23 protein-coding genes are annotated in these 22,801 nt (G+C 64.5%); 6 read left to right on the top strand and 17 right to left on the bottom strand.

Annotation, left to right across the window (positions count from 1 at the left end; translation table 11 throughout):
* Nucleotides 1–5: 5 nt before the first annotated feature.
* The 3 genes from pgm to ACVWVY_RS12625 all read right to left on the bottom strand — a co-directional run bounded on the left by pgm (nt 6) and on the right by ACVWVY_RS12625 (nt 2,848).
* Complete coding sequence (gene pgm, locus ACVWVY_RS12635) at nt 6–1,646, bottom strand: phosphoglucomutase (alpha-D-glucose-1,6-bisphosphate-dependent) (RefSeq protein ID WP_456626674.1); 1,641 nt, start codon at nt 1,644–1,646, stop codon at nt 6–8.
* Nucleotides 1,647–1,873: 227 nt separating this feature from the next.
* Entirely contained in the window at nt 1,874–2,128 is a 255-nt protein-coding gene (locus ACVWVY_RS12630; RefSeq protein WP_456626673.1) for a DUF3551 domain-containing protein, read from the bottom strand.
* A 204-nt stretch (nt 2,129–2,332) separates the two neighbouring features.
* Complete coding sequence (locus ACVWVY_RS12625) at nt 2,333–2,848, bottom strand: acyl-CoA thioesterase (protein ID WP_456626672.1); 516 nt, start codon at nt 2,846–2,848, stop codon at nt 2,333–2,335.
* Nucleotides 2,849–3,217: 369 nt separating this feature from the next.
* Between ACVWVY_RS12625 and ACVWVY_RS12620 the strand changes: the two genes are divergently transcribed.
* Complete coding sequence (locus tag ACVWVY_RS12620) at nt 3,218–3,727, top strand: MarR family winged helix-turn-helix transcriptional regulator (RefSeq protein WP_456626671.1); 510 nt, start codon at nt 3,218–3,220, stop codon at nt 3,725–3,727.
* An 80-nt stretch (nt 3,728–3,807) separates the two neighbouring features.
* On the opposite strand, the gene ACVWVY_RS12615 is transcribed toward ACVWVY_RS12620, so the two are convergent.
* Nucleotides 3,808–5,451, bottom strand: a complete 1,644-nt coding sequence (locus ACVWVY_RS12615) for an ATP-dependent acyl-CoA ligase (RefSeq protein ID WP_456626670.1) — start codon at nt 5,449–5,451, stop codon at nt 3,808–3,810.
* Nucleotides 5,452–5,623: 172 nt separating this feature from the next.
* On the opposite strand from ACVWVY_RS12615, the gene ACVWVY_RS12610 reads away from it, so the two are divergent.
* A complete protein-coding gene (locus ACVWVY_RS12610) occupies nt 5,624–7,243 on the top strand; it encodes an AMP-binding protein (protein ID WP_456626669.1) in 1,620 nt (539 codons plus the stop codon).
* Nucleotides 7,244–7,261: 18 nt separating this feature from the next.
* Here ACVWVY_RS12610 and ACVWVY_RS12605 read toward each other — a convergent pair whose 3' ends face one another.
* From ACVWVY_RS12605 to ACVWVY_RS12575, 7 genes are all read right to left on the bottom strand, one after another.
* Nucleotides 7,262–8,413 (bottom strand): ABC transporter substrate-binding protein, encoded by a 1,152-nt coding sequence (locus tag ACVWVY_RS12605; protein WP_456632187.1) that lies wholly within the window; start codon nt 8,411–8,413, stop codon nt 7,262–7,264.
* A gap of 39 nt (nt 8,414–8,452) precedes the next feature.
* On the bottom strand, nt 8,453–9,235 hold the full coding sequence (locus ACVWVY_RS12600; RefSeq protein WP_456626668.1) for a cyclase family protein: 783 nt from the start codon (nt 9,233–9,235) through the stop codon (nt 8,453–8,455).
* Between the two features lie 29 nt (nt 9,236–9,264).
* Nucleotides 9,265–10,506, bottom strand: a complete 1,242-nt coding sequence (locus ACVWVY_RS12595) for an SDR family NAD(P)-dependent oxidoreductase (protein ID WP_456626667.1) — start codon at nt 10,504–10,506, stop codon at nt 9,265–9,267.
* Entirely contained in the window at nt 10,503–11,681 is a 1,179-nt protein-coding gene (locus ACVWVY_RS12590; RefSeq protein WP_456626666.1) for a thiolase family protein, read from the bottom strand. The genes ACVWVY_RS12595 and ACVWVY_RS12590 overlap by 4 nt, the downstream gene beginning before the upstream one ends.
* Nucleotides 11,682–11,706: 25 nt before the next feature.
* Entirely contained in the window at nt 11,707–12,135 is a 429-nt protein-coding gene (locus tag ACVWVY_RS12585; RefSeq protein ID WP_108520408.1) for an organic hydroperoxide resistance protein, read from the bottom strand.
* Nucleotides 12,136–12,144: 9 nt separating this feature from the next.
* Nucleotides 12,145–12,945 carry an aspartate/glutamate racemase family protein gene (locus ACVWVY_RS12580; protein WP_456626665.1) on the bottom strand — a complete coding sequence of 267 codons (801 nt, stop codon included), beginning with the start codon at nt 12,943–12,945 and terminating at the stop codon, nt 12,145–12,147.
* Nucleotides 12,946–13,437: 492 nt separating this feature from the next.
* Complete coding sequence (locus tag ACVWVY_RS12575; protein WP_456626664.1) at nt 13,438–14,259, bottom strand: alpha/beta fold hydrolase; 822 nt, start codon at nt 14,257–14,259, stop codon at nt 13,438–13,440.
* A 140-nt stretch (nt 14,260–14,399) separates the two neighbouring features.
* Between ACVWVY_RS12575 and ACVWVY_RS12570 the strand changes: the two genes are divergently transcribed.
* Nucleotides 14,400–15,548 carry an ABC transporter substrate-binding protein gene (locus tag ACVWVY_RS12570; RefSeq protein ID WP_456626663.1) on the top strand — a complete coding sequence of 383 codons (1,149 nt, stop codon included), beginning with the start codon at nt 14,400–14,402 and terminating at the stop codon, nt 15,546–15,548.
* Nucleotides 15,549–15,642: 94 nt separating this feature from the next.
* On the opposite strand, the gene ACVWVY_RS12565 is transcribed toward ACVWVY_RS12570, so the two are convergent.
* Nucleotides 15,643–15,804: a hypothetical protein gene (locus ACVWVY_RS12565; protein WP_456626662.1), complete on the bottom strand. Its 162-nt coding sequence runs from the start codon at nt 15,802–15,804 to the stop codon at nt 15,643–15,645.
* Between the two features lie 181 nt (nt 15,805–15,985).
* Complete coding sequence (locus ACVWVY_RS12560) at nt 15,986–16,330, bottom strand: hypothetical protein (protein WP_456626661.1); 345 nt, start codon at nt 16,328–16,330, stop codon at nt 15,986–15,988.
* Here ACVWVY_RS12560 and ACVWVY_RS12555 point away from each other — a divergent pair.
* Genes ACVWVY_RS12555 through ACVWVY_RS12545 form a run of 3 tightly spaced genes read left to right on the top strand, consistent with a single transcriptional unit; the run spans nt 16,299 to nt 19,107 of the window.
* On the top strand, nt 16,299–16,631 hold the full coding sequence (locus ACVWVY_RS12555; protein ID WP_456626660.1) for an ABC transporter permease subunit: 333 nt from the start codon (nt 16,299–16,301) through the stop codon (nt 16,629–16,631). The genes ACVWVY_RS12560 and ACVWVY_RS12555 overlap by 32 nt on opposite strands.
* Complete coding sequence (locus ACVWVY_RS12550) at nt 16,628–18,397, top strand: branched-chain amino acid ABC transporter ATP-binding protein/permease (RefSeq protein WP_456626659.1); 1,770 nt, start codon at nt 16,628–16,630, stop codon at nt 18,395–18,397. Before ACVWVY_RS12555 ends, ACVWVY_RS12550 begins: the two co-directional genes overlap by 4 nt.
* Nucleotides 18,398–18,402: 5 nt before the next feature.
* Entirely contained in the window at nt 18,403–19,107 is a 705-nt protein-coding gene (locus ACVWVY_RS12545) for an ABC transporter ATP-binding protein (protein WP_456632186.1), read from the top strand.
* Nucleotides 19,108–19,125: 18 nt separating this feature from the next.
* On the opposite strand, the gene ACVWVY_RS12540 is transcribed toward ACVWVY_RS12545, so the two are convergent.
* The 4 genes from ACVWVY_RS12540 to ACVWVY_RS12525 are packed head-to-tail and all read right to left on the bottom strand — an operon-like array spanning nt 19,126 to nt 22,783.
* Nucleotides 19,126–20,103, bottom strand: a complete 978-nt coding sequence (locus ACVWVY_RS12540) for a 3-hydroxybutyryl-CoA dehydrogenase (RefSeq protein WP_456626658.1) — start codon at nt 20,101–20,103, stop codon at nt 19,126–19,128.
* Nucleotides 20,100–21,191, bottom strand: coding sequence for an NAD/NADP octopine/nopaline dehydrogenase family protein (locus tag ACVWVY_RS12535; protein ID WP_456626657.1), 1,092 nt, complete (start codon nt 21,189–21,191; stop codon nt 20,100–20,102). Before ACVWVY_RS12535 ends, ACVWVY_RS12540 begins: the two co-directional genes overlap by 4 nt.
* A 23-nt stretch (nt 21,192–21,214) precedes the next feature.
* Nucleotides 21,215–21,862, bottom strand: a complete 648-nt coding sequence (locus ACVWVY_RS12530; RefSeq protein WP_456626656.1) for a flavin reductase family protein — start codon at nt 21,860–21,862, stop codon at nt 21,215–21,217.
* A gap of 9 nt (nt 21,863–21,871) precedes the next feature.
* Complete coding sequence (locus tag ACVWVY_RS12525) at nt 21,872–22,783, bottom strand: fumarylacetoacetate hydrolase family protein (protein ID WP_456632185.1); 912 nt, start codon at nt 22,781–22,783, stop codon at nt 21,872–21,874.
* Nucleotides 22,784–22,801: the final 18 nt, after the last annotated feature.

The following is a 22,801-nucleotide window of genomic DNA, read 5'->3' as shown; positions in this document are numbered from 1 at the left end:
CGAACTCAGAAAGCCTTCGCGATGGCGCGCTGGGCGTCCTGCTGAATCGTTTTCAAATGGTTCTGGTCTCGGAAACTCTCGGCGTAGATCTTGTAAACGTCTTCGGTGCCCGATGGCCGCGCGGCAAACCATCCCGCCTCGGATTCGACCTTGATGCCGCCGAAGGATTGATCGTTACCGGGCGCCCGGGTCCGAATCGCGCTGACCGGTTCACCGGCAAGCTGGCGCATATCGAGTTGCTCCGGCCCGAGCGCCTTCAGCGCGCTCTTCTGCTTCGGCGTCGCCGGCACGTCGATCCGCTCGTAATAGGGCACGCCGAGTTCGGCCGTGAGGGTGGCGAACAACTGGCTTGGGTCGCGGCCGGTTCGGGCGAGGATTTCGGCGGCGAGCAGCCCCATTACCATGCCGTCCTTGTCGGTCGTCCAGACCGAGCCGTCGTGCTTGAGGAACGAAGCGCCGGCGCTTTCCTCGCCGGCGAATCCGAACGCACCGCTGCCGAGGCCTTCGACGAACCATTTGAAGCCGACCGGGGTTTCGACCAGCCTGCGGTTCAACTTGCCTGCGACACGGTCGATGATCGAGCTGGAGACGATGGTCTTGCCGATCGCGGCCTCGCTGCCCCATTGCGGCCGATGCTCGAACAGATACGCGATCGCGGCGGCGAGAAAATGATTCGGGTTCATCAGCCCGCCCGTGCGCGTCACGATGCCGTGCCGGTCGGCGTCGGTGTCATTGGCAAAGGCGACGTCGAACCTGTCGCGCATCGCAATCAGGCTTGCCATCGCGAACGGCGAGGAACAATCCATGCGGATTTTTCCATCCCAGTCCGCCGTCATGAAACGAAACGTCGGATCGACGGCGGTGTTCACAACACTTGCATTGATTCCGTAATGCTCGATCAACGGCTGCCAGTAATGAACGGCGGCGCCGCCGAGCGGATCGATGCCGATTTTCACTCCCGATGATTTGATCAGCGCCATGTCCACGGCGCTGCCGAGATCGGCGACATAGGGGCGGATATAATCGTGCAGATGCGTCGAGGGCGCCTTGCGGGCGCGCTCATACGGCACCCGCGCAATGCCCTTCATATCGGCTTCCATGTAGGCGTTGGCGGCCTTTTCGACCTTGGCCGTCACATCCGTGTCGGCCGGGCCACCATGCGGCGGATTGTATTTGTATCCGCCATCCTCGGGCGGGTTATGCGACGGCGAGATGACGACGCCATCGGCAAGTCCGCTGGTCCGCCCCTTGTTGTAGCTCAGGATCGCATGCGAGATGACGGGCGTCGGGGTGTAACCGCTGCGCTCGTCGATCATGATGTCGACGCCGTTGGCGGCAAACACTTCCACGGCACTCACCAGCGCCGGCTCGGCGAGCGCGTGGGTATCGATGCCGACGAACAGCGGACCGGTGAGCCCGGTTTCGCGGCGGTGGTCGCAGATCGCCTGCGTCGTCGCCAGAATATGATTTTCGTTGAAGGAGGTCTTCAGCGACGTCCCGCGATGGCCCGAGGTTCCGAAGGCAACGCGCTGGGTGGGATCGGACGGATCCGGCTTCGACGCGAAATAGGCCGTTACCAACTGGGGCACGTTGACAAGGGAGGCGGAATCGACCGGTTTGCCGGCAGCGGGATTGGGGGCAGTCACATGACCTCACGGAATGGGTGGTTCGCCGGATTATACGTAGAAGCGACGGCGTGGGCAAAATTGGGCATGACCCCTCCCAAGCAAGCCGATGCAGTCGCCTCCAGAGCCTTTTTCCGTTCCAATGGAATCCGAAAGGAGCTCCAGATTTTTGATTTGACGCGTTTTCCTGACGCGAACCGGTCTCCACCCCGGATCAAATCCGGGGCAGGCTTTCGCTGGAAAACGCTCTAGTAAACGCCGCGGTGCCGAGACAGTTTCCTGTCGCCCGGCGCGAAATACGGATTGTTCAGGCACAGCCCCCCGCGGCCCGATGCCGACGCCGCGCATTGCGCCAGCGAAGTAAAGCTGCAGTCGTAATAGCCGCCGCTAATACCGTAGACTTGCTGGCAAACCGGGTAGTTTGGATCATAGGTTTGGGCGCGCGCGGGCGCGGCGACCAGCATCGTTCCGATCGTCAGAATCGTGCAAGCCAATACGCGCATTGGGGACTCCTTCGGGGCAGGTACAAGACAATGTGAAGCTTGATTGCTTCCTGTCCGCCAATAGATAGGAAATGATACAGAAGGCTGCCACCTCAGATGAGGCAGACGATTGACGCTCCCCACACGGCCGCGCCGTCGGCATCGTGGTCGGCGAGCTCATATGAGCGGACCGCGCGCTCGATGCGTCCATCTTGGTAACGGCAGTCACGCCGGCAGGCTGCTCGATCCGTATCGCAGTCTTGTTGAGGCAGGGCTGGCCGGCTCGTCGCAGCGCGCCTGGTAATTCTTCAACGCGAGGCGCATGTCATCGGGCAGCGCAATCGCTTTGTGATCCACCAGCGAGGTCGTCACGGTGACGAAGGTGGCGCGGACGCACTCGGCGCCATCCTTGAACGCGTGAACCGTGAGCTTCAGCGAGGTGCGTCCGATATCGCGCACGATGACCGCGACGTCGAGCACCTCACCCATGCGGCTGGGCTTGGCGAAATCCGCCGAGACGTGCGCATAGCCAAGGCCGGTTCGCCGTGTTCCGACCAGTTCATGATAGGGCAGTCCGAGCGCATCGCCGTACCAGTCCTCGATCACGCCGTTGAACAGGTTGAGATATTCCGGCGTGTAGACGATTCCGGCCGGATCGCAGGAGCCGAAGCGCACCGGAAGGCGCGTGCGCCAGATGCCGCCCGGTAGTTCGGAGAGTGTCATGGATTCAAAACGGGCCATGCGGGGCGCTCATTTTAGTTTAGGTATAAAGTATTATTCTATAACCGGGCGGACGCGCAAAGTCGAGCGTTGAAGTCTCCCTACGCCGTGCCCCGCCCCTCAATCGAAAGTTCAGCGTTGAGACGCATAGCCCCATTTTGAAGGAAATTTGGGTTGTTTCCCGCACAAGCGGGCCCCCGCGCCGCTTGCCCAGCCGCGATGTCCTCCGCTACGGTCGAGGTGCGGGCAGGCAACCGAATCCGGCGACGAGATCGTTCATACCACTCTCGTTCCGGGACTTGATTTGGTCCTAAAGGATTTACACGTTCGTTTCGGAACCTTTGATGCCGATCCGCTCGGCTGCACTGGGAGTTTCGGAGGCATGGATTGATGGCCGGCAGGGAGATCGCACTGATCGACGAAGAGAACATGGCCGAGGAAGACTCGGACAACCGCGCCCAGGTCAGGGTATGGCTTCGCCTCCTCGCCTGCACGTCCTTGATCGGGGCCGAGCTTCGCCGTCAGTTCCGGGAAGAGTTCGACTTCACGATGCCGCGCTTTGACGTGCTGGCACAGCTCGATCGCGAGCCTGTCGGGCTGGTGCTGGGTGAGCTGCCAAAACGCCTGATGGTCACGGCCGGCAATCTGACCCCGATCGTGGATCGCCTGGTCGAAGACGGCTTCATCACGCGGTCGCCGTCGCCGCTCGACCGTCGCGTGCAGATCGTTTGCATGACGGCGGAGGGCAGGAAGGCGTTCAGGCGGATGGCAAAAAAACACGGCCTCTGGCTGGCCTCCCTGCTTGCCGAAGTCCCGAAGGGGCGGCTCGACGGATTGGTCAGGGAACTCGACGACCTGAAGAACGCCGTGAAGCGTGCGACGGATCAGGCCCGCGCCTGATTCTGGAGCATGATCTCCGCGCAAACGCGTTCAGCGTTGGTCGCGAGGGAAAACCGGTACCCACTTTTCCGGATCATGCTCTAACGGCGCAGTCTGTATCCCGCGGCATCGCGATCCCAGATGTCGGGCGTCCTTCCGGCCTCGCGTAGCGCGACCTTCCGGATCTTGCCGTTCTCGGTCAACGGCATTTCGGCGACGATCCGGACAAAGCGCGGCACGGCGAAATACGCCATCTTGCCCTCGCAATGCCTGACGACATCGATTCCCTCCAGCACATGGCCGGGTTCGAGCTGGACGGCCGCCGCAACTTCATCCTCGCCGAGTTCGGACGGCAGCGGATAGATCGCGCAGGCCGCGATCGCCGGATGCTTTAGCAGCACCTGCTCCACCTCCCAGGATGAAACATTCTCACCGCGCCGGCGGATCGAATCCTTCATCCGGTCGACGAAGCGGTAGTGGCCATCCGGATCGCGCACGACGCGATCGCCGGTATGAAACCAGCGATTTCGCCACGCCTCGGCCGTCTTTTCCGGCATTCCGAAATAGCCCGTCGAGAACGCAAGCGGCTCGGGCGTACGCAGCAGCAGCTCGCCGGCCTCCCCGTCAGGCACAGGCTCGTCGTCGGGGCCGGCGATGCAGGCCTCCACGCCCTCGACGAGATGGCCCATGGTGCCGGGGCGATCGGACGGGATGGAGCTTGCGAACACGAAATTCGTTTCGGTCGAACCGTAGCCGTCGAGCAGCGGCACGCCGAAGCGTTCGAGAAACGGGCCGTGAAATTGCCCCGGGACGCCACCGCCGAGCGCGACCCGCAGGAAATGCGCAGTGTCGTCGGCGGATGTCGGTTGCGCCAGCAGCATCACGGCCATCGCGCCGAGGAGATAGCCGACGGTCGCCTGATGCCGGCGCGCCGCCGCCCAGAAACCGGAGGCAGAAAATTTCGGCTCGAGCGCGTAGGTGCAGCCGTTCAGGAGCGCCTGATAGAACGCATTCAGCGCATTGGTGTGGAACAGCGGCAGCGTCGTGAACAGCACATCGCCTTCGCGGATGCCGAGCGCGCGCGCCGAATGGACGCCCCACCAGAACATCTGCGCCTGCGGGCAGCAGACACCCTTGGAGGGACCGGTGGTGCCCGACGTATAGAGGATCGCAACCGTGTCGTCCGGCCGCACGGGCGCGGGCGGGGCTCCCTCGCCGAGTGCAGGCAGTGGCGAGACCGATCCTGATATTGCCGGGGGCACGGCGCCCTCTCCGATCATCCAGACAATATCCGGCGGCGCGACGTCGCTTTCCAGCGTTTCGATCGCCGGCATGAAGCCAGACTCGATCACCAGCAGTTTTGGCGTGGCGTTACGCAGGATGTGGCTGAGCTGGATGCCGCGCAGCGCGGTGTTGATCGGCACGGTCACGGCGCCCATCCAGGCGCAGCCGAGATAGACTTCCAGGAATTCCGGCCGGTTCGAACATATCAGCGCGACGCGGTCGCCGGCCTGAACTCCGGCGCGCATCAGGCGGGCCGCAGATGCGGCGGCGATCGCAGCCGTTTCGGTATAGCTCCATCGTGTTTCGCCGAACACGAATAGCGTGCGGTCGCGGTATCGCGCGGCCTGCCGCGTCAGAATGGTCGAGAGAACCCGGTCCGCCGGTGGGAAGCGTTCAGCCGCTTGCGACCAGATCGGCACACCCGACCGCTGCCTGGCCGTGCCGCTATTGCCTGCCTGCACACGTGCCTCCTAAAGGTTTCGCCGGGCAGATCTGCAATAGATCGCACTTGGCCGACGAGATAGTTTAGGCTTAAAGTATTCACGAAAGCTGCCGCCGCGGCAAGGGCTGCGTGCGGGTTCCGGCCGCCATCCCTTTGCGGCGGCTGGAGGCCTCAACAGGAGCTGTGTCCGCATGAGCCTCGATACGTATCGATCGCCATCCGATGCCTTTGCCGCCACGGCCAAAAAGCGTCCGGACGCACCATTCCTGCTGGCGCCGGCAAGCGCGGGACTGCCCTACGCGCCGCAAGGATTCAGAATCGAATACGGCGCCTTCAAGACCGAGGTCGATCGGCTAAGCGCGGAATACGCGGCCGCCGGCTACGGACGCGGGGCGCGGGTTGCCTTGCTGCTCGAAAATCGCCCGGTTTTCTTCCTGCATTGGCTCGCGCTCAATGCGCTCGGGGTTTCGATCGTTCCGATCAACCCCGACGTCCGGCCCGACGAATTGTCCTTCCAGCTTGAGCTCTCGCAGGCCGATCTGCTGGTGGCGGCATCTGATCGCATGCAGGTGACGAACGGAGCGGCACTCGGACGCGCGCGCCTGATCGATACCGACAGCCGCATTCCGTCGTGCCAGACGGACGTCGTCGCGCAGCATGCCGAGTTCAACGGCGAATGCGCGCTCTTGTTCACCTCAGGCAGCACTGGCAAGCCAAAAGGCTGCATGCTTTCGAACCGCTATTTCCTGCAGGTCGCAGACTGGTATCTCGCGCAAGGCGGCGTGGCCGCGCTGCAGCCGGACCGCGAGATCAACCTGACGCCGCTGCCGATGTTTCACATGAACGCGCTCGGCTGCAGCGCGGTCGGCATGATGGTGCTCGGCGGCGCCGTGGTTCCGCTTGACCGCTTTCATGCCAACCGCTGGTGGCAGTGCGTGGCCGATAGCGGCGCGACCGTCGTGCATTGTCTCGGCGTCATCCCGGCCATTCTGCTGCAACTGCCGGTGACCGAGGTGGAACGACAGCACCGCGTGCGTTTCGCCTTCGCGCCCGGCGTCGATGTCCGCCACCGCGCCACCTTCGAGGAGCGCTACCGCATCCCGATCGTCGAGGCCTGGGCGATGACCGAGACCGGCGGTGCGGCAGCCACCACCACCTCGCGCGAACCGCCCGGCTTTGGCGCGCGCTGCGTCGGCCGGCCATCCGAAGGCATGGAGTATCGCCTCGTCGACGATCTTGGCGCCGACGTCGCGCCTGGAAAGCCCGGCGAATTGTTGGTCCGCGCCAAGGGCGAAGATGCCCGCGCGGGATTCTTCAGCGGGTATCTTAAGGACGAGGAAGCCACCGAAGCGGCGTGGCAGGACGGCTGGTTCCATACCGGCGACCTCGTCTTCGCCGACGAAGACGGGCTGATGTATTTTTTCGATCGCAAGAAGACCATCGTGCGGCGCAGCGGCGAGAATATCGGCGTGCTCGAGGTCGAAAGCGCGCTGTACATGGATACGCGCATCGGCGGCTGCGCGGTGACCCCCGTTCCCGACGACATCCGCGGCGAGGAGGTTTTCGCTTTCATCGTGCCGAATGCCGAGATCGACGACGCAGATGCGCTCGCGGCCTCTATCGTCAAGACCTGCGCCGAGCGCCTCGCCTATCACAAGGTGCCCGGCTATATCGCCATCGTCGACGAACTGCCATTATCGTCGACGCGCAAGCTCGCCCGAGGCGAGATCAAGACGCTCGCGGCGGCGTCCGTCAATGACAAGCGCGCAATCGACATGCGCGCGCTCAAGGCCAAGCTGCGTCACGGCTGAGCCGCGGGCCTGCCGCCGTCACGGCAGCAGCTTGTACTTGCCGTTTTCGATCTGGACCAGAATACGTGAGCGGCTGTCCACACCGTGACGATCGGCCGGCGTATAGGTATAAACGCCATGTGTACCCACGACTTCCTTGGTCGTGAACAGCGCCTCGCGCAGCGCGTTGCGGAATGCCGGCGTGCCGGGCACCGCACCCGCCGCCTTGGCGCGCTTGGCGGCATCCATGAATACCAGCCAGCCATCGAAGGCATAGGGCGAAAACCCGTCGGTCGGCGCCTCGCCATTGGCCTTCTCATAGGCAGCGCGGAATGCAAGCCCGACCTTGCGGATCGGATTGCTCTCGGCAAGCTGCTCGGCTGCCGTTATCGGTCCCGTCGGGCAGATGATGCCCTCGGCCGATTTGCCAGCAAGCCGCAGCAAGTCGGCGCTGATCATTCCATTGTTGCCATAGAGCGGTCCCTTGTAGCCACGTTCGGACAACGTGATCACCGGCAGCGCGCCCGGCGTCCCGGTGCCACCCAGCATGATCGCATCGGGCCGCGCCGAGATCGCACGCAGCACCTGCGCGGTGACTGAATTGTCGGAACGCGCATAGCGCTCATTCGCGATCACCTTGATATTGGCCGCTTCAGCAGTTTGTAGCAGGGCGTTATAGAACAGATCGCCGAGAGCATCGGAGAAGCCGATGAAGGCGACGGTCTTCACGCCGCGGCTCTTCATGTGATCGACGATGCCTTGAACGAGGAGCGGCATCGGCTGCGGCGTCTGCACCACCCAGGGCCCGCCGTCTCCGGCCGGGACCGGCGCGATCGGCGAAACCGCCACCATCGGGACCTTCATCTCGATGGCAGCGGTAGCCATCGCCAGCGTCTGCGGTGCGCCTGACGTGCCAATCAGGAAGTCGACCTTCTCCTGTTCAACGAGCTTGCGGGCGTTTCGCGTCGACGCGGCCGGATCCGAGCCGTCGTCGAGCTGGATGACGCGGACTTTCTCGCCATCGATCTCGCCGATATAGGCCTGACCCGCGGCGAGCCCCTTGGCGTTCGGCACGCCGATCGAGGACACCGGGCCGCTTAGGCCGGTTACGAAGCCGACAAGGATTTCGGCACGCGCCGGCGCCATGGCGCCGAGCAGGAGTGCTGCGCCGATCAACAAGGTCTCTTTCATTTTCATGATGTCACTCGATGTGGATGATGGGACTTAAGACTATCCCGCGGGGACCAGTGCAAGGACGCGCAGCGGGCTGCCGGAGCCATTCTGAATCTTGAGCGGCGCGGCCACGATCACAGCACCAGTCGGCGGAAGCTGGTCGAGATTGCACAGGCATTGCAGGCCGTAGCGTCCGCCGCCGTGCAGGAAATGGTGCGCCGGATAGGGCGGATCGAGATGACCGGCCTGGCCGGCATCGGTCCCGATCGTCTCGGTGCCGAGGCCGATGACACCGCGCTCCTCGACCAGCCAGCGCATCACGGCGGCGTCCGGCCCGGGCGTGTGCGCGCCGTCGTCTTTCAAATTGGCGTAGTCGCGCCAACCCTTCTTCGACCAGTCGGTGCGCAGCAGCACCCAGTGTCGTTCCGGAATCCGCCCGTGGCTTTTTTCCCAGGCCTCAACGACCGGGATCGTCAAAAGAAAATCCGCATCCTTTGCGGCCTGCGCCGAACAATCGATCACGCAGGCCGGCGCGATCATGTCGCGCACCGGCAGCGTGTCGACCGAATTGTTCGGCAGGTCCTTGCCGGTGAACCAGTGGATCGGCGCGTCAAAATGCGTGCCGGTGTGCTCGCCAAAAGTCAGGTTGTTCCAGTACCAGGCGGGACCACTCGCGTCGTAGCGCGAAATCTGCTGGATGCGGACCGGCGCGGCCTGGCCGAACTCGGGCGGCAGCACGATGACGGGGAAGTCCGGGCTGAGCGTAAACGTCAGATCGACGACGCGCACCGCGCCGGATGCCACCGCGCCGGCAAATTGCATGAGATCATTGCTATCCATTGCGCTTCTCCCGTTTCTGGCAAACCCGCCTACGCCCCGAGTTCACGTTCGACCGCCTTGGGGTTGGCCGCAAGGCGCTGGCGAATGTCCTCGGCGACATCGCCCACGAACACATCCTCCAGTCCGCGCTTCAGCGCCGACACGATTGACGACGCAACCGCGCGCGGCGCGACCTTCGGCGGCGGCACCGTCTGGAACCATTCGATATCAAGCGGCCCTGTGAACACGTTCACCACCTTGACACCGCCGGGCCGAAGCTCCGCCCGCAGGCAGTGCGACAGCGACAGACAGGCGGCCTGCGACGCCGAATACGCGCCGAACACCGGCCAGTTCGCCAGCGCATAGACCGACAGGATATTGACCCAGGCCGCGGCGCTATTGACGCCATCGGAGCCCCGCATCCGCATCGCCGGCCCAAACGCCTGTGCCAGATGCACGAAGCCGAGATAGCTCTGGTCGATCTCGTCGCGCACGACGCTGGTGCCTTGCCGATCGAGCAGCCCGCCGGAGCGGACATGTTCGGTGGTGTTCACGAGAATATCGACCTTGCCGCCGATGTCGGCCGCGAGATCGGCAACGGATTTTTCATCGCCGATATCGAGCGGCACGATCTGGACACCCTCCAGCGCGCGCAGCGCATCCTCGCCGCGGAAAGGCTTCCACGGTTCGGCGACGCCGACGAACACGATCGATGCGCCGGCCGCCTTCAGCGCGGCCACGACTTCCTGACCGACGATGCTCCGCCCGTTCGTCACCAGAACGCGCCGGAATTTCGGATCGGACGTCATCTCACGCCACTGCCTGTCGTCAGCCATGTTGGTGGTCTCCCGTTCGGGATGCGCGAAGGCTACCGCCTGCCCGCTTTTGTCCAGTTGAAACGACATCACGACCGGCCCGCCCTCTTCGCAATCGGCATGCAGGTGCGTCACCAGCCTGGGCCCGCATTCCATCGCGACCAGCCCGACGCGCCACGGTGCACGCTCGCGGAAGTGCACGTCGGCCGGGATGTGCAGTGTGGTTTCGGACAGAAGCGTGCCCCGCCGCGGCGCGTCCACAAAGGCGAGATCGGCGGAAAGGCACGTGGGGCACGCATCGCGCGCCGGATAGCAGAACGTCCCGCAACCGCCGCAGCGCTGCAGCATGAAACGGCCTTCGGCCGCGGCCCGCGTAAAACCGTGCGAGGCGCGGCTGCGTGCGCGCGGCGGCGACGTCGGCAGCCTCGTCCGCTTGAGCGGATTCTTCCGGCGCGGCTTTGCGATCGGTTCGATCATGCGCCTGGTCCTGCGAGGATCGCCGCACCCGAGGCGAGGCCGCGATCATAATTGATCATTCCGAAGCCCGACGCCAACCCGATGCGCGCATCCCTAACCTGCGTCGGACCGGCCTGCCCGAGCACCTGGCGCAGCGCCTCAACCACCCCGAGGTAGGCGCCGCCCGCGCCGGCCTGCCCGACCGAGAGCTGCCCACCGGATGTGTTGTGCGGGAAGTTGCCGTCGATCGTGAGATCATGCTGCCGGACGAAGTCCGGCCCCTCGCCCTTCCGGCAAAAGCCGAGATCCTCGAACTGCATCATCGAGATGACGGGGTAATCGTCGTAGGTCTGGACGAAGTCGAGATCGTCAGGCTTGACGCCGGCCATCGCGTAGAGCTCGTCGACATCAACAGCCCATCCGCCCCGCACCTGAACGGGATCGTCGCCAAACGCGTTGTGGCGCTCGATGGTTGAGAGAATTTTGGCGGCAGGTAGCTTCAACGAAGCGGCGACGTCCTCGCTCATCACCAGGAAGGCCTCCGCGCCCGCGCACGGCATCACGCAGTCGAACAAATGGATCGGATCGGCGATCGGTCGCGCCGACATATACTGCTCGATGGTCAGCGGTGCCTTCATCAAAGCATGGGGATTGCGAAGCGCGTTGCTGCGCTGGGCCACGGCGAGCTTGCCGAAATCCTCGCGCCGCGCGCCGAACGTCCGCATGTAGTTGCGCGCGATCAGTGCAAAACTCGCATTGGCGCCGCCGGCTCCATAGGGATAGACGGCATCCTGATTGAAGCGCGAGAAATTTTCGAGCGTGTAGCGGAAGGAATCAACGTGGTTGGTATCACCCGCCACGCAGGCCACGATGCGGGCGTCGCCTGCCTGCACCGCCCGCGCGGCGCGGCGGAGCGCGGCAATCGCGCTTGCGCCCCCGAGCGGAATGGTGTCGATCCAGCGCACGCACAGGCCGAAATGCTGGGTGAGGCTGATCCCGCTGTCGAGCCCCGCCGTGAAACTCGAAACACAGAACCCGTCGATATCGCGCGGCGTGATTCCGGCGCCGTCGATCAGCGACTTCAGCGCGCGGCCGATCCACCATTGCGCGCTCTCGATCGAGTAGCGCACATAGGGAATCGTCACCGGAACCGCCATCACGACCCGATCATAAGGTGTTCGGACGGAGCTCTGCATCGGACTACCGGTTCCTGTGGGCCGTTCAGAGCACGGTCAGCTTGACGTCGATATTGCCGCGCGTTGCGTTGGAATAAGGGCAGCGCTCGTGCGCGCCGGCAACGACTTCCTCGGCGACGGATTTCTCCAGCCCGGGGAGCAGCACCTTGAGCTCGACGGTGAGCGCGTAGCCGACCGCGACCGGCCCCATGCCGACCTTGGCGGTGACGGTCGGCTCCGCCGACGGCGTGATCTTGCGCGTGCGGGCGACGAGTTTTACCGCACCGAGAAAGCACGCGGCGTAGCCTGCGGCAAAAAGCTGCTCCGGATTGGTTCCCGGTCCGCCCGGCCCGCCCAGCGATTTCGGCAGCGACAGCGACACTGACAAAAGCCCGTCCTCGCTCGCGGCCTTGCCATCGCGCCCGCCGGTCGCGGTCACTTCGGCTTCATACAGAATCTTGTCTGGCTGCAGCATGTCTTGTCCTCAAGGGCGCTTTGGTTTGTCGGCTTGCGTGCGCGCCACGGTGGCGCGGAAATCCTGGCGGGCGCGGTCGTTGGCCAGCGCGAAGCTCGGCCCCCGGCTCGGCTCGGTGCCGTTGAGACGCTGCAGCTGTACCCACATCTCGGCGCTCTTCAGCGCCACCGCCGCGCAGTTCACCACGGGTGCATGACCAATCTTGAAGCCGTGCTCGCTCGCAATGAGCAAACCAGGCAACACGCCGGCCGGGATGATGACATCAGCGCCGCGATCGACCAGCGGCTGCGCGCAGGCCGCGAAGTCGGTCAGCATGCGCGCTTTTGCCGCCGCGTCGCCAGCGAACGCCGCGCTGAAATCCTCCGGACGGCAGCCCATCCCGGTGACGTGCGCCACGCGGCCGGACAGCCCGTACCGGTCGGCCTGCTCGTAATGCCAGACCTCGAAAGCTGAATCGAGCGTGACCAGGCCGAGCCGCCGCCCAAGCTGCGAGGCCGCGAGCAGCGTCGCCTCTCCCGTCCCGACCACCGGAATCGTGAGCGCCGAGCGCAGTTCGTACAATCCCGGATCCTGGAAGTGGCCCATGACATAGGCGTCGAAGCCGCTCTCCTGCGCCGCGAGCCCGTTGTCCACCGCCTGGATCGCGCAACGAAATTCGCTCAGGCGGCCAAAGTCGCGGTCGGCGGGCGTGATGCCCTCGACATGCACGCTGGTGCCGGGCGCCGCGATCTCGTTCAGATAGGCCGCAAGCCGCGCCATGTAAGGCGCGCTCGTAGCCTGATCGACGAAGCTCTGCCAGAAGATGCGCACAGCGGGTATCCTGTTCAGAGGTGCGCGTGCCGGTCCTCGAACCTCCGCAGCCTGAGAGGGCTGACGACACGCACATGCCGGTCGCTGCGAAAGCGCGCCGCAGCGTAGCGCCATTCCATCGACCGAAATATTTCAACCACAAAATAATTTTGGCGTCAATTGAACCGCGCGCCGATGCGTTCAGCGCGCCACAAGATCGGGTGCCGAAAGGACAGGCAGGTAGCGCCTCACCCTTTTGCACAGGCGAATTCAGCCTTCGCAGCCGCACGCGCCGCCGCAAATTTTTTCCCCGGAGCACGAATCTGGCGTATTGACCTGCGGCCAAGAAATACTTTAGGCTTTAAACAATTGGCAGGCAGCGGCGCTTGGGCGGGCGCGCGTCGCATTGGTAGTTGCGTTGATAAAGGCTCATCACTCGTGGCTGAGATCATCAACCTCGGAACAGCAGGTGCTGCGGGCGAATTCCCATTCGCCGCGGTTGAGCGGGGCGTTTCAGTTTTTGGGCATGTGAGCGGCGATAAAATCGCGGACCAGGCCGGCGAAAGCCGCCGGCATCTGATCGGGAAGCGGCACCATGCCTCCTGAGAGCTCGCGCAAGATGCTGCCCTCGATAGCTCCAGCGACCTTCGGAGCCACCGGATGAACGTGCGGATCGCCCGTCGGAGCAATGACCAGCGTGGGGCAGTGGATCTGCCCCAGACGGTCCTCCATCCGATAGCGATTCACCACCCGGTGGCCTTCCGCCGCCATCTCGCCGGCCCGCAGCGCATCGATCATGAAACGCTGCAGCAGATCAATGTCATCAGTGGGATAGAACGGCTGCCGGCGCGCCCAGAGCTCAGCGAGGTGAGCGCCGTCGGACCGCGCCTCCACATCGTCGATGACGCGCGTGCCGTGGTGTTTGGCGCGGCGGGCCGCATCGACGAAAGGACAGGCCGAGAGTACCAGCGCGCCGACGCGCGCAGGCGCCGAAGCGGCCATCTCGACCGCGATCGCCGCACCGGTATGATGGCCCACGATCGCGGCGCGCGGTTGTTCCAGCGCATCGAGCAGCGCGAACGCGCCCTCTGCCCACAGTTCAATCGAGGGGTCGCCGGCAGGCCGGTCGGAATCCCCGAAGCCGAGCGTGTCCATCGCGATCGCGCGGAAATCGCAGCCGAGCAGCGGCAGCACATCGCGGTACTCGTCCCACGAGCGCGGCGTCTGATGCAGCAGGAGGACGGGAAAACCGGTTCCTGCCATGGCGACGTGGATGCGGCCGAGAGGCGTCGTGACGAAGCGGCGCTCGACGCTGGAACCGGTTCTGGCGTTCATCTCATAACTCCCATGCCGACGCGGGGATCATGCCCGCGCCGGGTTTCGCCGACAACTGCGGCATCGATCGTGCTGGTCCGACCTCGATCCATGCTGACATCTCGCTCAGGTCGCGGCTGTTTTCAACCAAGGGGAATGCAATGCGCAAGATGTTGAGTTTGACTGCCCTCATCGGCGGCCTCGTGGCGGCCTCGACCGCACAGGCCGACATCACGATCGGATTCGTGACGTCCCTCAGTGGACCCGGCGCCTCGATTGGCATCCCGTACGGACGCGGCATCCAGGCCGCCATGGAATACAAGAACGAGGTCAACGGGGAGAAGATCAAGCTGATCCAGCTCGACGACGGCTCCGATCCCTCGGCCGCGACCCGCAACGCGCGCAAGCTCATCGAGGAAGAAAAGGTCGATCTCCTGATCGGCACCGCAACGGCGCCTTCGACCATCGCAATGCTGGCGGTCGCGACCGAACTGAAGGTTCCGATGATTGCGGTCTCCCCGGTAATCGGTCAGCCGAATCCGGCCGACCAATGGGGCATTTCCGTTCCGCAGCCCGCCTCGCTGCTGGTCAAGGTCGTCGCCGACCGCATGAAGCGCGATGCGATGAAGAACATCGGCTATATCGGCTTCTCCGATGCCTGGGGCGATCTGGTTTATAACGGCGCCAAGGCGGTAGAAACCGAGGACGGCATCAAGGTGCTGACCAACGAGCGCTACGCGCGCGTCGATACGTCGGTCACCGGCCAGATCCTCAAAGTTCTTGCGGTGCGTCCGGATGCTGTGCTGATCGGCGGATCGGGCACGCAGGGCGCGCTGCCGCTGCTGGCGCTCGGCGAACGCGGCTTCAAGGGTAAAACCTACGGCACGGTCGCGCTGGTCAATCCTGATTTCGTGCGCGTCGGCGGCAAGGCTGCGGAAGGCATTCAGGTCTCGGCAGGCCCGGTCATTGTGGCCGAGCAGCTTCCCGACAACCATTTCGCCAAGAAGCTCGCGCTCGAGTTCCGCGCCGCCTTCCTGAAGGCCAACAATGTTCCGACCACGGACGGCTTCTCGGCCTACTCCTTCGACGGCTGGAAGATCTTCACCTCTGCCGCCGAGCGCGCGCTGAAGACCGCAAAACCCGGCACCGTCGAATTCCGCAAAGCCCTGCGCGACGAGATCCTCAACACCAAGGAGCTCTCGGGCGTGCACGCGGTCTACAACTTCAAGGCTGGCGCCTACCACGGCGTGGACGAGCGCGCGCTGGTGATCGTCCGCCTGAACAACGGCGCCTGGACCTACGAGCCCTGAGCGAAGCCGAAGCGTAACACGGAAGGACGGCCGACAGCATGACGGCAGACATCGCAGCGATCCTTGCGATCGACGGAATAGCCACCGGGGCGGTCTACGCCCTGGTGGCGATCGGAACCGTGCTGATCTTCACCGTGACGCGGGTGATCTTCATTCCGTTCGGCGACATCGCGGCCTTCACCGCGCTCACCCTCGCGGCGATCGACGCCAGGCAGCTTCCCGGAACGGTCGGGCTGGTCGTCGTGCTGGCCTGCATGGCCTGCGCGATGGAGGTCGTCTCGCTGGCGCGCGCCGGCGAACTCCGCGCGGTGCCGAAGGCCGTCTTCGGCTATCTCGCATTACCCTTGATTGTCGTCGGGATCGTCTGGCTGACGATGCGCTTCAATCCGCCGATGCCGGTCCGGATCGTTCTGGCGCTGCTCCTGATCATGCCGATCTCACCGCTGCTGGACCGGATCGTGTTCCGCCCGATCGCGGACGCCTCGGTTCTGTTGTTGCTGACGGTCTCGGTCGCGCTGCACTTCGCGCTGGTCGGACTTGGCCTGCTGTTCTTCGGCCCCGAAGGCGTTCGGACCGAGCCGCTGACGTCGATGGCGCTGGAGATCGCCGGCGTGCACGTTTCCGGACAGACGGTCCTGATCCTGGCGGCGGCGCTGCTGTTCAGCGGCCTGCTGTTTCTCTTTTTCGATTTCACGCTGGTCGGCAAGGCGCTGCGCGCGACCGCCCTGAACCGCACCGGCGCACCGGCTGATGGGAATCAGGCCTGCGCGCGCCGGCACCATCGCCTACCTGCTGGGGTCGCTGATGGCCGGCGTCTCCGGCATCCTGATCGCGCCTGTGAACACCATCTTCTACGATTCCGGTTTCCTGCTCGGCCTGAAAGCCTTTGTCGGCGCCATCGTCGGCGGCATGGCCAGCTATCCAGGTGCTGCGCTCGGCGCCTTCGGCGTCGGCATTATCGAGAGCTTCGCTTCGTTCCAGAGCAGCACCTTGAAGGACGTCATCGTTTTCTCGCTGCTGATTCCCGTCCTGCTCTGGCGCTCGCTCGCCTCGCAGCATTCCGAAGAGGAAGTCGAGGAATGACCCTGCAGCAGATCCGTCTCATCATGGCCGCGGCGGTCGCCTGCCTCGTGGCGGCGCCCTTTGTGCTCAATCCGTTCAGCATCACGTTGTTGAACTATATCGGCATCTACTCGCTTGCGGCCATCGGGCTCGCGCTATTGACCGGGGTCGGCGGCATTGTGTCGTTCGGCCAGGCCGCCTTTGTCGGCGTCGCAGCTTACTCAACCGCCTGGGTCACGGCGGTGAACGGCTACTCGCCCTGGCTCGGACTGTTGCTGGCCGTTGTCCTGACTTGCAGCATCGCGGCGATCCTGGGCTTCGTGACGCTGCGCCTTGGGGGCCATTTCCTGTCGCTGAGCACGGTGGCCTGGGGACTGGCGATCGCGTTCCTGTTCGGCAACATCGATGGCCTCGGTCAACATAACGGCATCTCGGGCATTCCGCCGATCTCGATCGGCCCGATCGCCCTTGTCGAAAGCCGGCAGATCTATTTCCTGATCTGGGCCATCGTCGTGGCGGTCCTCCTCCTCTGCTACAACCTGCTCGACTCCCGCATCGGCCGCGCCATGCGCGCGCTTCGCGGCGGCAATACGCTGGTCGAAAGCCTCGGGATCAACGCATTCCAGATCAAGCTGGTGACGTTCGTCATCGCTGCGTTCCTTGGCTCGCTGTCCGGATGGCTCTATGCCCATCTCGGCCGTTTCGTCAGCCCCGGCCCGTTCGAGGCCGGCATGGGCATCGAATATCTCATGATGGCGATGGTCGGCGGCGCCGGCAGCATTTTGGGCGGCGTGGTGGGTGCTGCGATCGTTACGCTCCTGAAGAATACCGTGCAGGACTACCTGCCGCTGATCGCCAAGGGCGCCTCCGGCCAGCTCGAGATCGTGGCGTTCTCGGCGCTGTTCATCCTGTTCCTGCAACGCGCCCGGCAGGGCATCGTCCCGTTCCTCGCGGGTTTTCTCCCGGACCTGAAGCAGTCCCGTCCGCAAGCGGCGACGGCGTTGCCGCGCCGCGAGCAGCCGGCGCCCGGCACCCTCCTTCTTAAAGTGAGCGACGCGCAGCGGCGATTTGGCGGCCTCGTCGCCGTCAATAATGTCAGCTTCGACGTGAAGTCCGGCGAAATTCTCGGGCTGATCGGACCGAACGGCGCCGGCAAGACCACGATGTTCAACCTGCTCACGGGGGCGCTGCGCGCCAACAGCGGCGAGATCGCGTTCGCGGGCCGCTCGATCGCCCGTGACCAGCAATTCCACATCGCACGGTCCGGGATTTCCCGCACCTTCCAGCACGTCAAGCTGCGCCCGCGCATGACGCTGCTCGACAACGTCCTGCTCGGCACCTATTCGCGCACCAGGACAGGACTGCTCGCCGGCGCCCTGCGCCTGAACCAGGCGGAAGAGGCCAGTGCCCGCTACGAAGCGCTGCAGCAGCTCGAACGGGTGGGCCTCGGCGACAAGCCGTTCGAGCTTGCCGGCAATTTGCCGCTCGGCAATCAGCGCGTGCTCGAGATCGCGCGCGCGCTCGCCGCCGATCCGACGCTGCTCGTCCTCGACGAGCCGGCGGCCGGCCTGCGCCGCCAGGAGAAGCTCAAGCTGGCCGAGCTGCTGCGGTCGCTGCGCACGGACCATCTGACCATCCTCCTGGTCGAGCACGACATGGAGTTTGTCATGTCGCTGGTCGACCGTATCGTCGTGCTCGATTTCGGCTCGAAGCTCTGCGAAGGCGAGCCGGCGGCGATCCGCAGCGATGCCCGCGTCCAGGAAGCCTATCTCGGAGGTGTCGCGTGACACAGATGTTCTCGATCGAGAATGTGTCGGTCGCCTACGGCAAGGTAGAGGCCGTGCGGAACGTTTCGCTTTCCGTCGAGCAAGGGCAGATCGTGACCGTGATCGGCCCGAACGGCGCCGGCAAGACGACGCTGCTGATGGCGGCGATAGGTCTGCTGAAGTCCACGGGCCGGATGATGTTTCAGGGCGCCGATCTTGCGCGGATCGACGTCGAGGGCCGCGTCGAGCGAGGACTCTGCCTCGTGCCCGAGAAGCGCGAACTGTTCGCCGACATGTCGGTCGCCGACAATCTGTTGCTCGGTACCTACAGCCTGCGCGATCGCTCGACGACGCGCAAAAGCCTCGACGATGTGTTCGACCGCTTCCCGCGCCTGAAAGAGCGCAGCCAGCAGGCTGCCGGCACATTGTCGGGCGGCGAGCGCCAGATGCTGGCGCTCGGGCGCGCGCTGATGGCGAAGCCAAAGCTCCTCGTGCTCGATGAACCCAGCCTCGGCCTCGCGCCGCTGATCGTCCGCGAAATCTTTCGCACCATCGCCTCGCTGCGGAGCCTCGGCGTATCGGTGCTCCTCGTCGAGCAGAACGCCCGCGCTGCGCTGGAGACCGCGGATTACGGCTATGTGCTGGAAACCGGCGAGATCATCCAGTCCGGTCCGGCGGACACGCTGATCCACGACCCGAAACTGATCGCAGCCTATCTCGGCGGCCACTGAAGCAAGGCGCAGCCTGCTTCAAGCGACGGGCTCGCGCGCCAGCCCCATGGCCCGCAGCGCCGACGCAAAGGCGGCCAGGCGCTGTTCACGATAGGCGGCCTGGTCGACGCCTTCATAGTTCATGAAGCCCTGCCCGGTCTTCATGCCGATGCGTCCCTCGCGCATATTCGCCGCGATGATGTCAGGCGCGGCGTAACGGCTGTCGCCGAGCGCCTCGACCAGATAGCGGCTGGCGTGATGCAGGATATCGCCGCCGCCCCAATCGATGAACTCGAGCAGACCCAGCACCGCGAAGCGGAATCCGAAGCCATAGATCACGGCCTTGTCGATGTCCTCCGCCGAGGCGACGCCCTCCTCCACCATGCGGGCGGCTTCATTCATCGCCAGCGTCTGGATTCGGGGAACGATGAAGCCCGGCCGCGCCGCGCAGACCACCGGCACCTTGCCGATGCCTTCGAGCAGCGCCTTCATTCGCACTGTCACTTCCGGCGCGGTGAGCCGCCCGGGCGACAATTCGATCAGCGGCACCAGATAGGCCGGATTGAGCCAGTGCGCATTGAGGAAGCGGCCGGGCTGCTCGATTGATCCGGCGAGATCGTCGACCAGTATCGTCGACGTGGTCGAGGCGATGATCGGGCCTTCGCCCGCCAGCCGCGAAGCTTCGGCCAGCGCGGCCTGCTTCAAGCCCAGGATTTCCGGCATTCCCTCGAAGATGACATTGCAGCGGGGCAGAACAGCGGCCGCGTCCTGCCGAGGCACGATTGTGACTCGTTCGGCGATTGTGGCCACAAGTTCTGCCGGCAACAGATCGATGCGTGAAAGAATCTCGAGTGTCGATCGAATTTCAGCTTTCGCTTCGACCGCAAGCGCCTCAAATGCCGCCGCTTCTCGTTCCTTGAAGTCGACGACGACAACCTGGTGACCGGCGAACGCGAACACCACCGCAATCCCACGGCCCATTCGGCCGGCGCCGAGGCATCCAATGATAGGTTTCATCGAAAACCCTCGGCGAGGTGATTTTGCAAGGCGGCGCGGTCGAGATCGCCGAGGCCGACCGAAGCCAGGCTCCGGCCCGTCACCGCGAAATCCTGTCCCGTGATGGCCGAGCCGATCGCCAGGAACGCCTTGACGAGTGGCGTTTGCACGCCCGCCAGGCCCGCCACCGATGCCAGGAACGACAGGCCGAGGCGCAAATCCTCCAGCATGTAGCGATGCTCGACGAGGATAAGGCGTTCGGACCAATCGCCGGAATCCGTGAGCTGGTCGTGCGCGTCGCGCGCATACATCCAGGGTTCGCCGTCCTTCGAATAATGGTCGGCGAGTGGAAAGTGCGGCCCGCCGTAACCAAGCGCCTCGCGGATAGCGATGCGTTCGGCATCGAGCGCGTCCGTCACGCGGCGGATGGCTGGCTGGGTTCCTTCCTTGTGGATGTCCCATTTTTCGAAATGCTCGATCGGGCCGGCGTTCATGGTGATCAGCGGCGGATGAATGATCGGGCCGGCGTTCATCAGCGCGCCCGAGAGCGCATCGCCGCATGGCTCGATGGCGTTCGGAAAGGCTCGCTCGATCACATCCAACGCGTGCGGGGCGAGACGCAATGGAAACACGCCGGTCGGCAGCCGCGCGCCCCGGCCCGAGATGCGAACGGCATAAGGCCCCTGCTTGCGCGCCAGCCACGGCAGCGTTCCTGTCTCCGCGGTTGCGATCTCGGCGCGGTTGCCGGCGTCCCTTGCCGCGCGGGCGAAGATGTGGGAGCCGAATGTGCCGGGAGGCAGGAACACGACCTGGCCGTCGCGCAAATGTGGCGCAGCCAGTTCGGCGATCGCGGCCTGCGCGAAAGCCGGCGCTGGACACAGGATCAGATCGGCGGCTTCGATAGCTTCCGCGATCGACGACGTGATTGTCGCCAGCTTGACATCACGTCGCCCCGATCGATCGATGACCGTTATCGTGCCGCCCTGCGTGCGATGCGCCTCGACATCTCCGGGATTTCGACGCCATAGCCGCACCTCGTGACCGGCCAAGGCGAAGTCGCCGGCGGCTGCGAACGAACCGTTGCCCCCACCCAACACTGCAATTTTCAAGATATCCTCCGCTTCAGATGCCGCTATGCAGGTTTCGCCTTGACGTTCTTTTCCTGCCTCATCGCCCAGGTCGGCCGATCGATCTGGAACAGGTCGGTGGAGCGCGCATACCAGCCGCTGCCGTGCATGCGGGCGATCAGACGCAGCGCCTGCGTATCGATGTGGCAGCGCTCCTTGTCCAAAATCACCGCGTCATCGACATGGGCGCGGACCACGCGGCCGATAACGGCGGTCTGCCGTGGCCCCGTCACCAGCGAAGCGAGCACCCGGCATTCGAACGACACCGGCGATTCCGCGATGCGCGGCGGGCGTACCGCCTGCGAGGCGGCCGGCGTCAGCCCGGCCAGCGTCAACTCGTCGATCTCGGGCGGCGCGTCGATACAGGTGATGTTCATTGCCTCGGCGTTGGCTTCGCCAACCAGGTTCACGACGAATTCCCCGGTATCGAGGATGTTCGCCGCGGTGTCCTTGAAGCGCTCCGAGCCCGCCAGAAGCCCGATTGCGACCGTGGGCGGCTCATGCCCCATCACATTGAAGAAGCTGAAAGGCGCGGCATTGATCACGCCGCTCGCGGAAAGCGTGGTGATCCAGGCGATCGGCCGCGGCGTCACCGTGGCCGTTAGTATCTTGTAGCGGTTCTGCGCTTCCAGCGTCTCCATGTCGAAGATCATGCCGGCCTCTCAGATCGCGACCACCGGGTGGCGCAGCCGGCCGATGCCCGTGACTTCGGCTTCCACCACGTCGCCCGGCCACAGCCATTCCTGCGGAGAGCGCCCGGCGCCGACGCCCTCGGGCGTGCCGGTCGCAATGATGTCGCCCGGTTCCAGCGTCATCGCCGCCGAAATGTCCGCAATCAAAAGCGGTACCTTGAACAGCATGTGGCGCGTGTTGGAGCGCTGCTTCTCGACGCCGTTCACCGTCAGCCAGAGATCGAGCGCGTGCGGATCGGTGATTTCATCCGCCGTGACGATGCACGGCCCGAACGGCGCGTACGTGTCCTGCCCCTTGGAGTAGATCCATTGGCCGGCGCGGCGATTGTCGCGGGCGCTGATATCGATCATCACGCTGTAGCCGAACACGAAGCCGAGCGCTTCGGCCTCCGACACCCGCCGCGCGGTCCGTCCCATCACGACGGCAAGCTCGACTTCCCAGTCGAGCTGCTGCGTGATCGCCTTGTTGTGATGGATGGCCTCGTCCGGCCCGATCACGCTGGTCGGCGGTTTTGAGAAGATGATGGGCTGCTTCGGCAAGTCCTTCGCGGTGTCGAGGGCGCGCGACGATTCCGCGACGTGCTCGACGTAATTGAGGCCGATGCCAAAAATGTTCTTGCGCGGACGCGGGATCGGCGCCAGCAGCCGGACGTTCGCCAGCGGCAGCGCCGCACCTACCGGCCAGTTATCCTTGCCCTCGTTCAATATCTTTTTGAGCGCCGCCAAGGCCGGTGGGCCCAGATCGATGAAATCGAGCATCGATGAGGGAAGGGAAACGCCGGCATGGTGGCCCGCCTCCTCGACGTCCACGACGATATCCTCGACGACAGCACCTAGACGGGCTGCAGCCTCAACGGTGCCGCGATAGGTAACAAGGCGCACTGTTTTCTCTCCCATGTA

This window comes from Bradyrhizobium sp. URHC0002, from assembly GCF_054059515.1.
The sequence above is the reverse complement of the archived record's forward strand: the minus strand, read 5'-3'. Positions and strand labels throughout refer to the sequence as shown.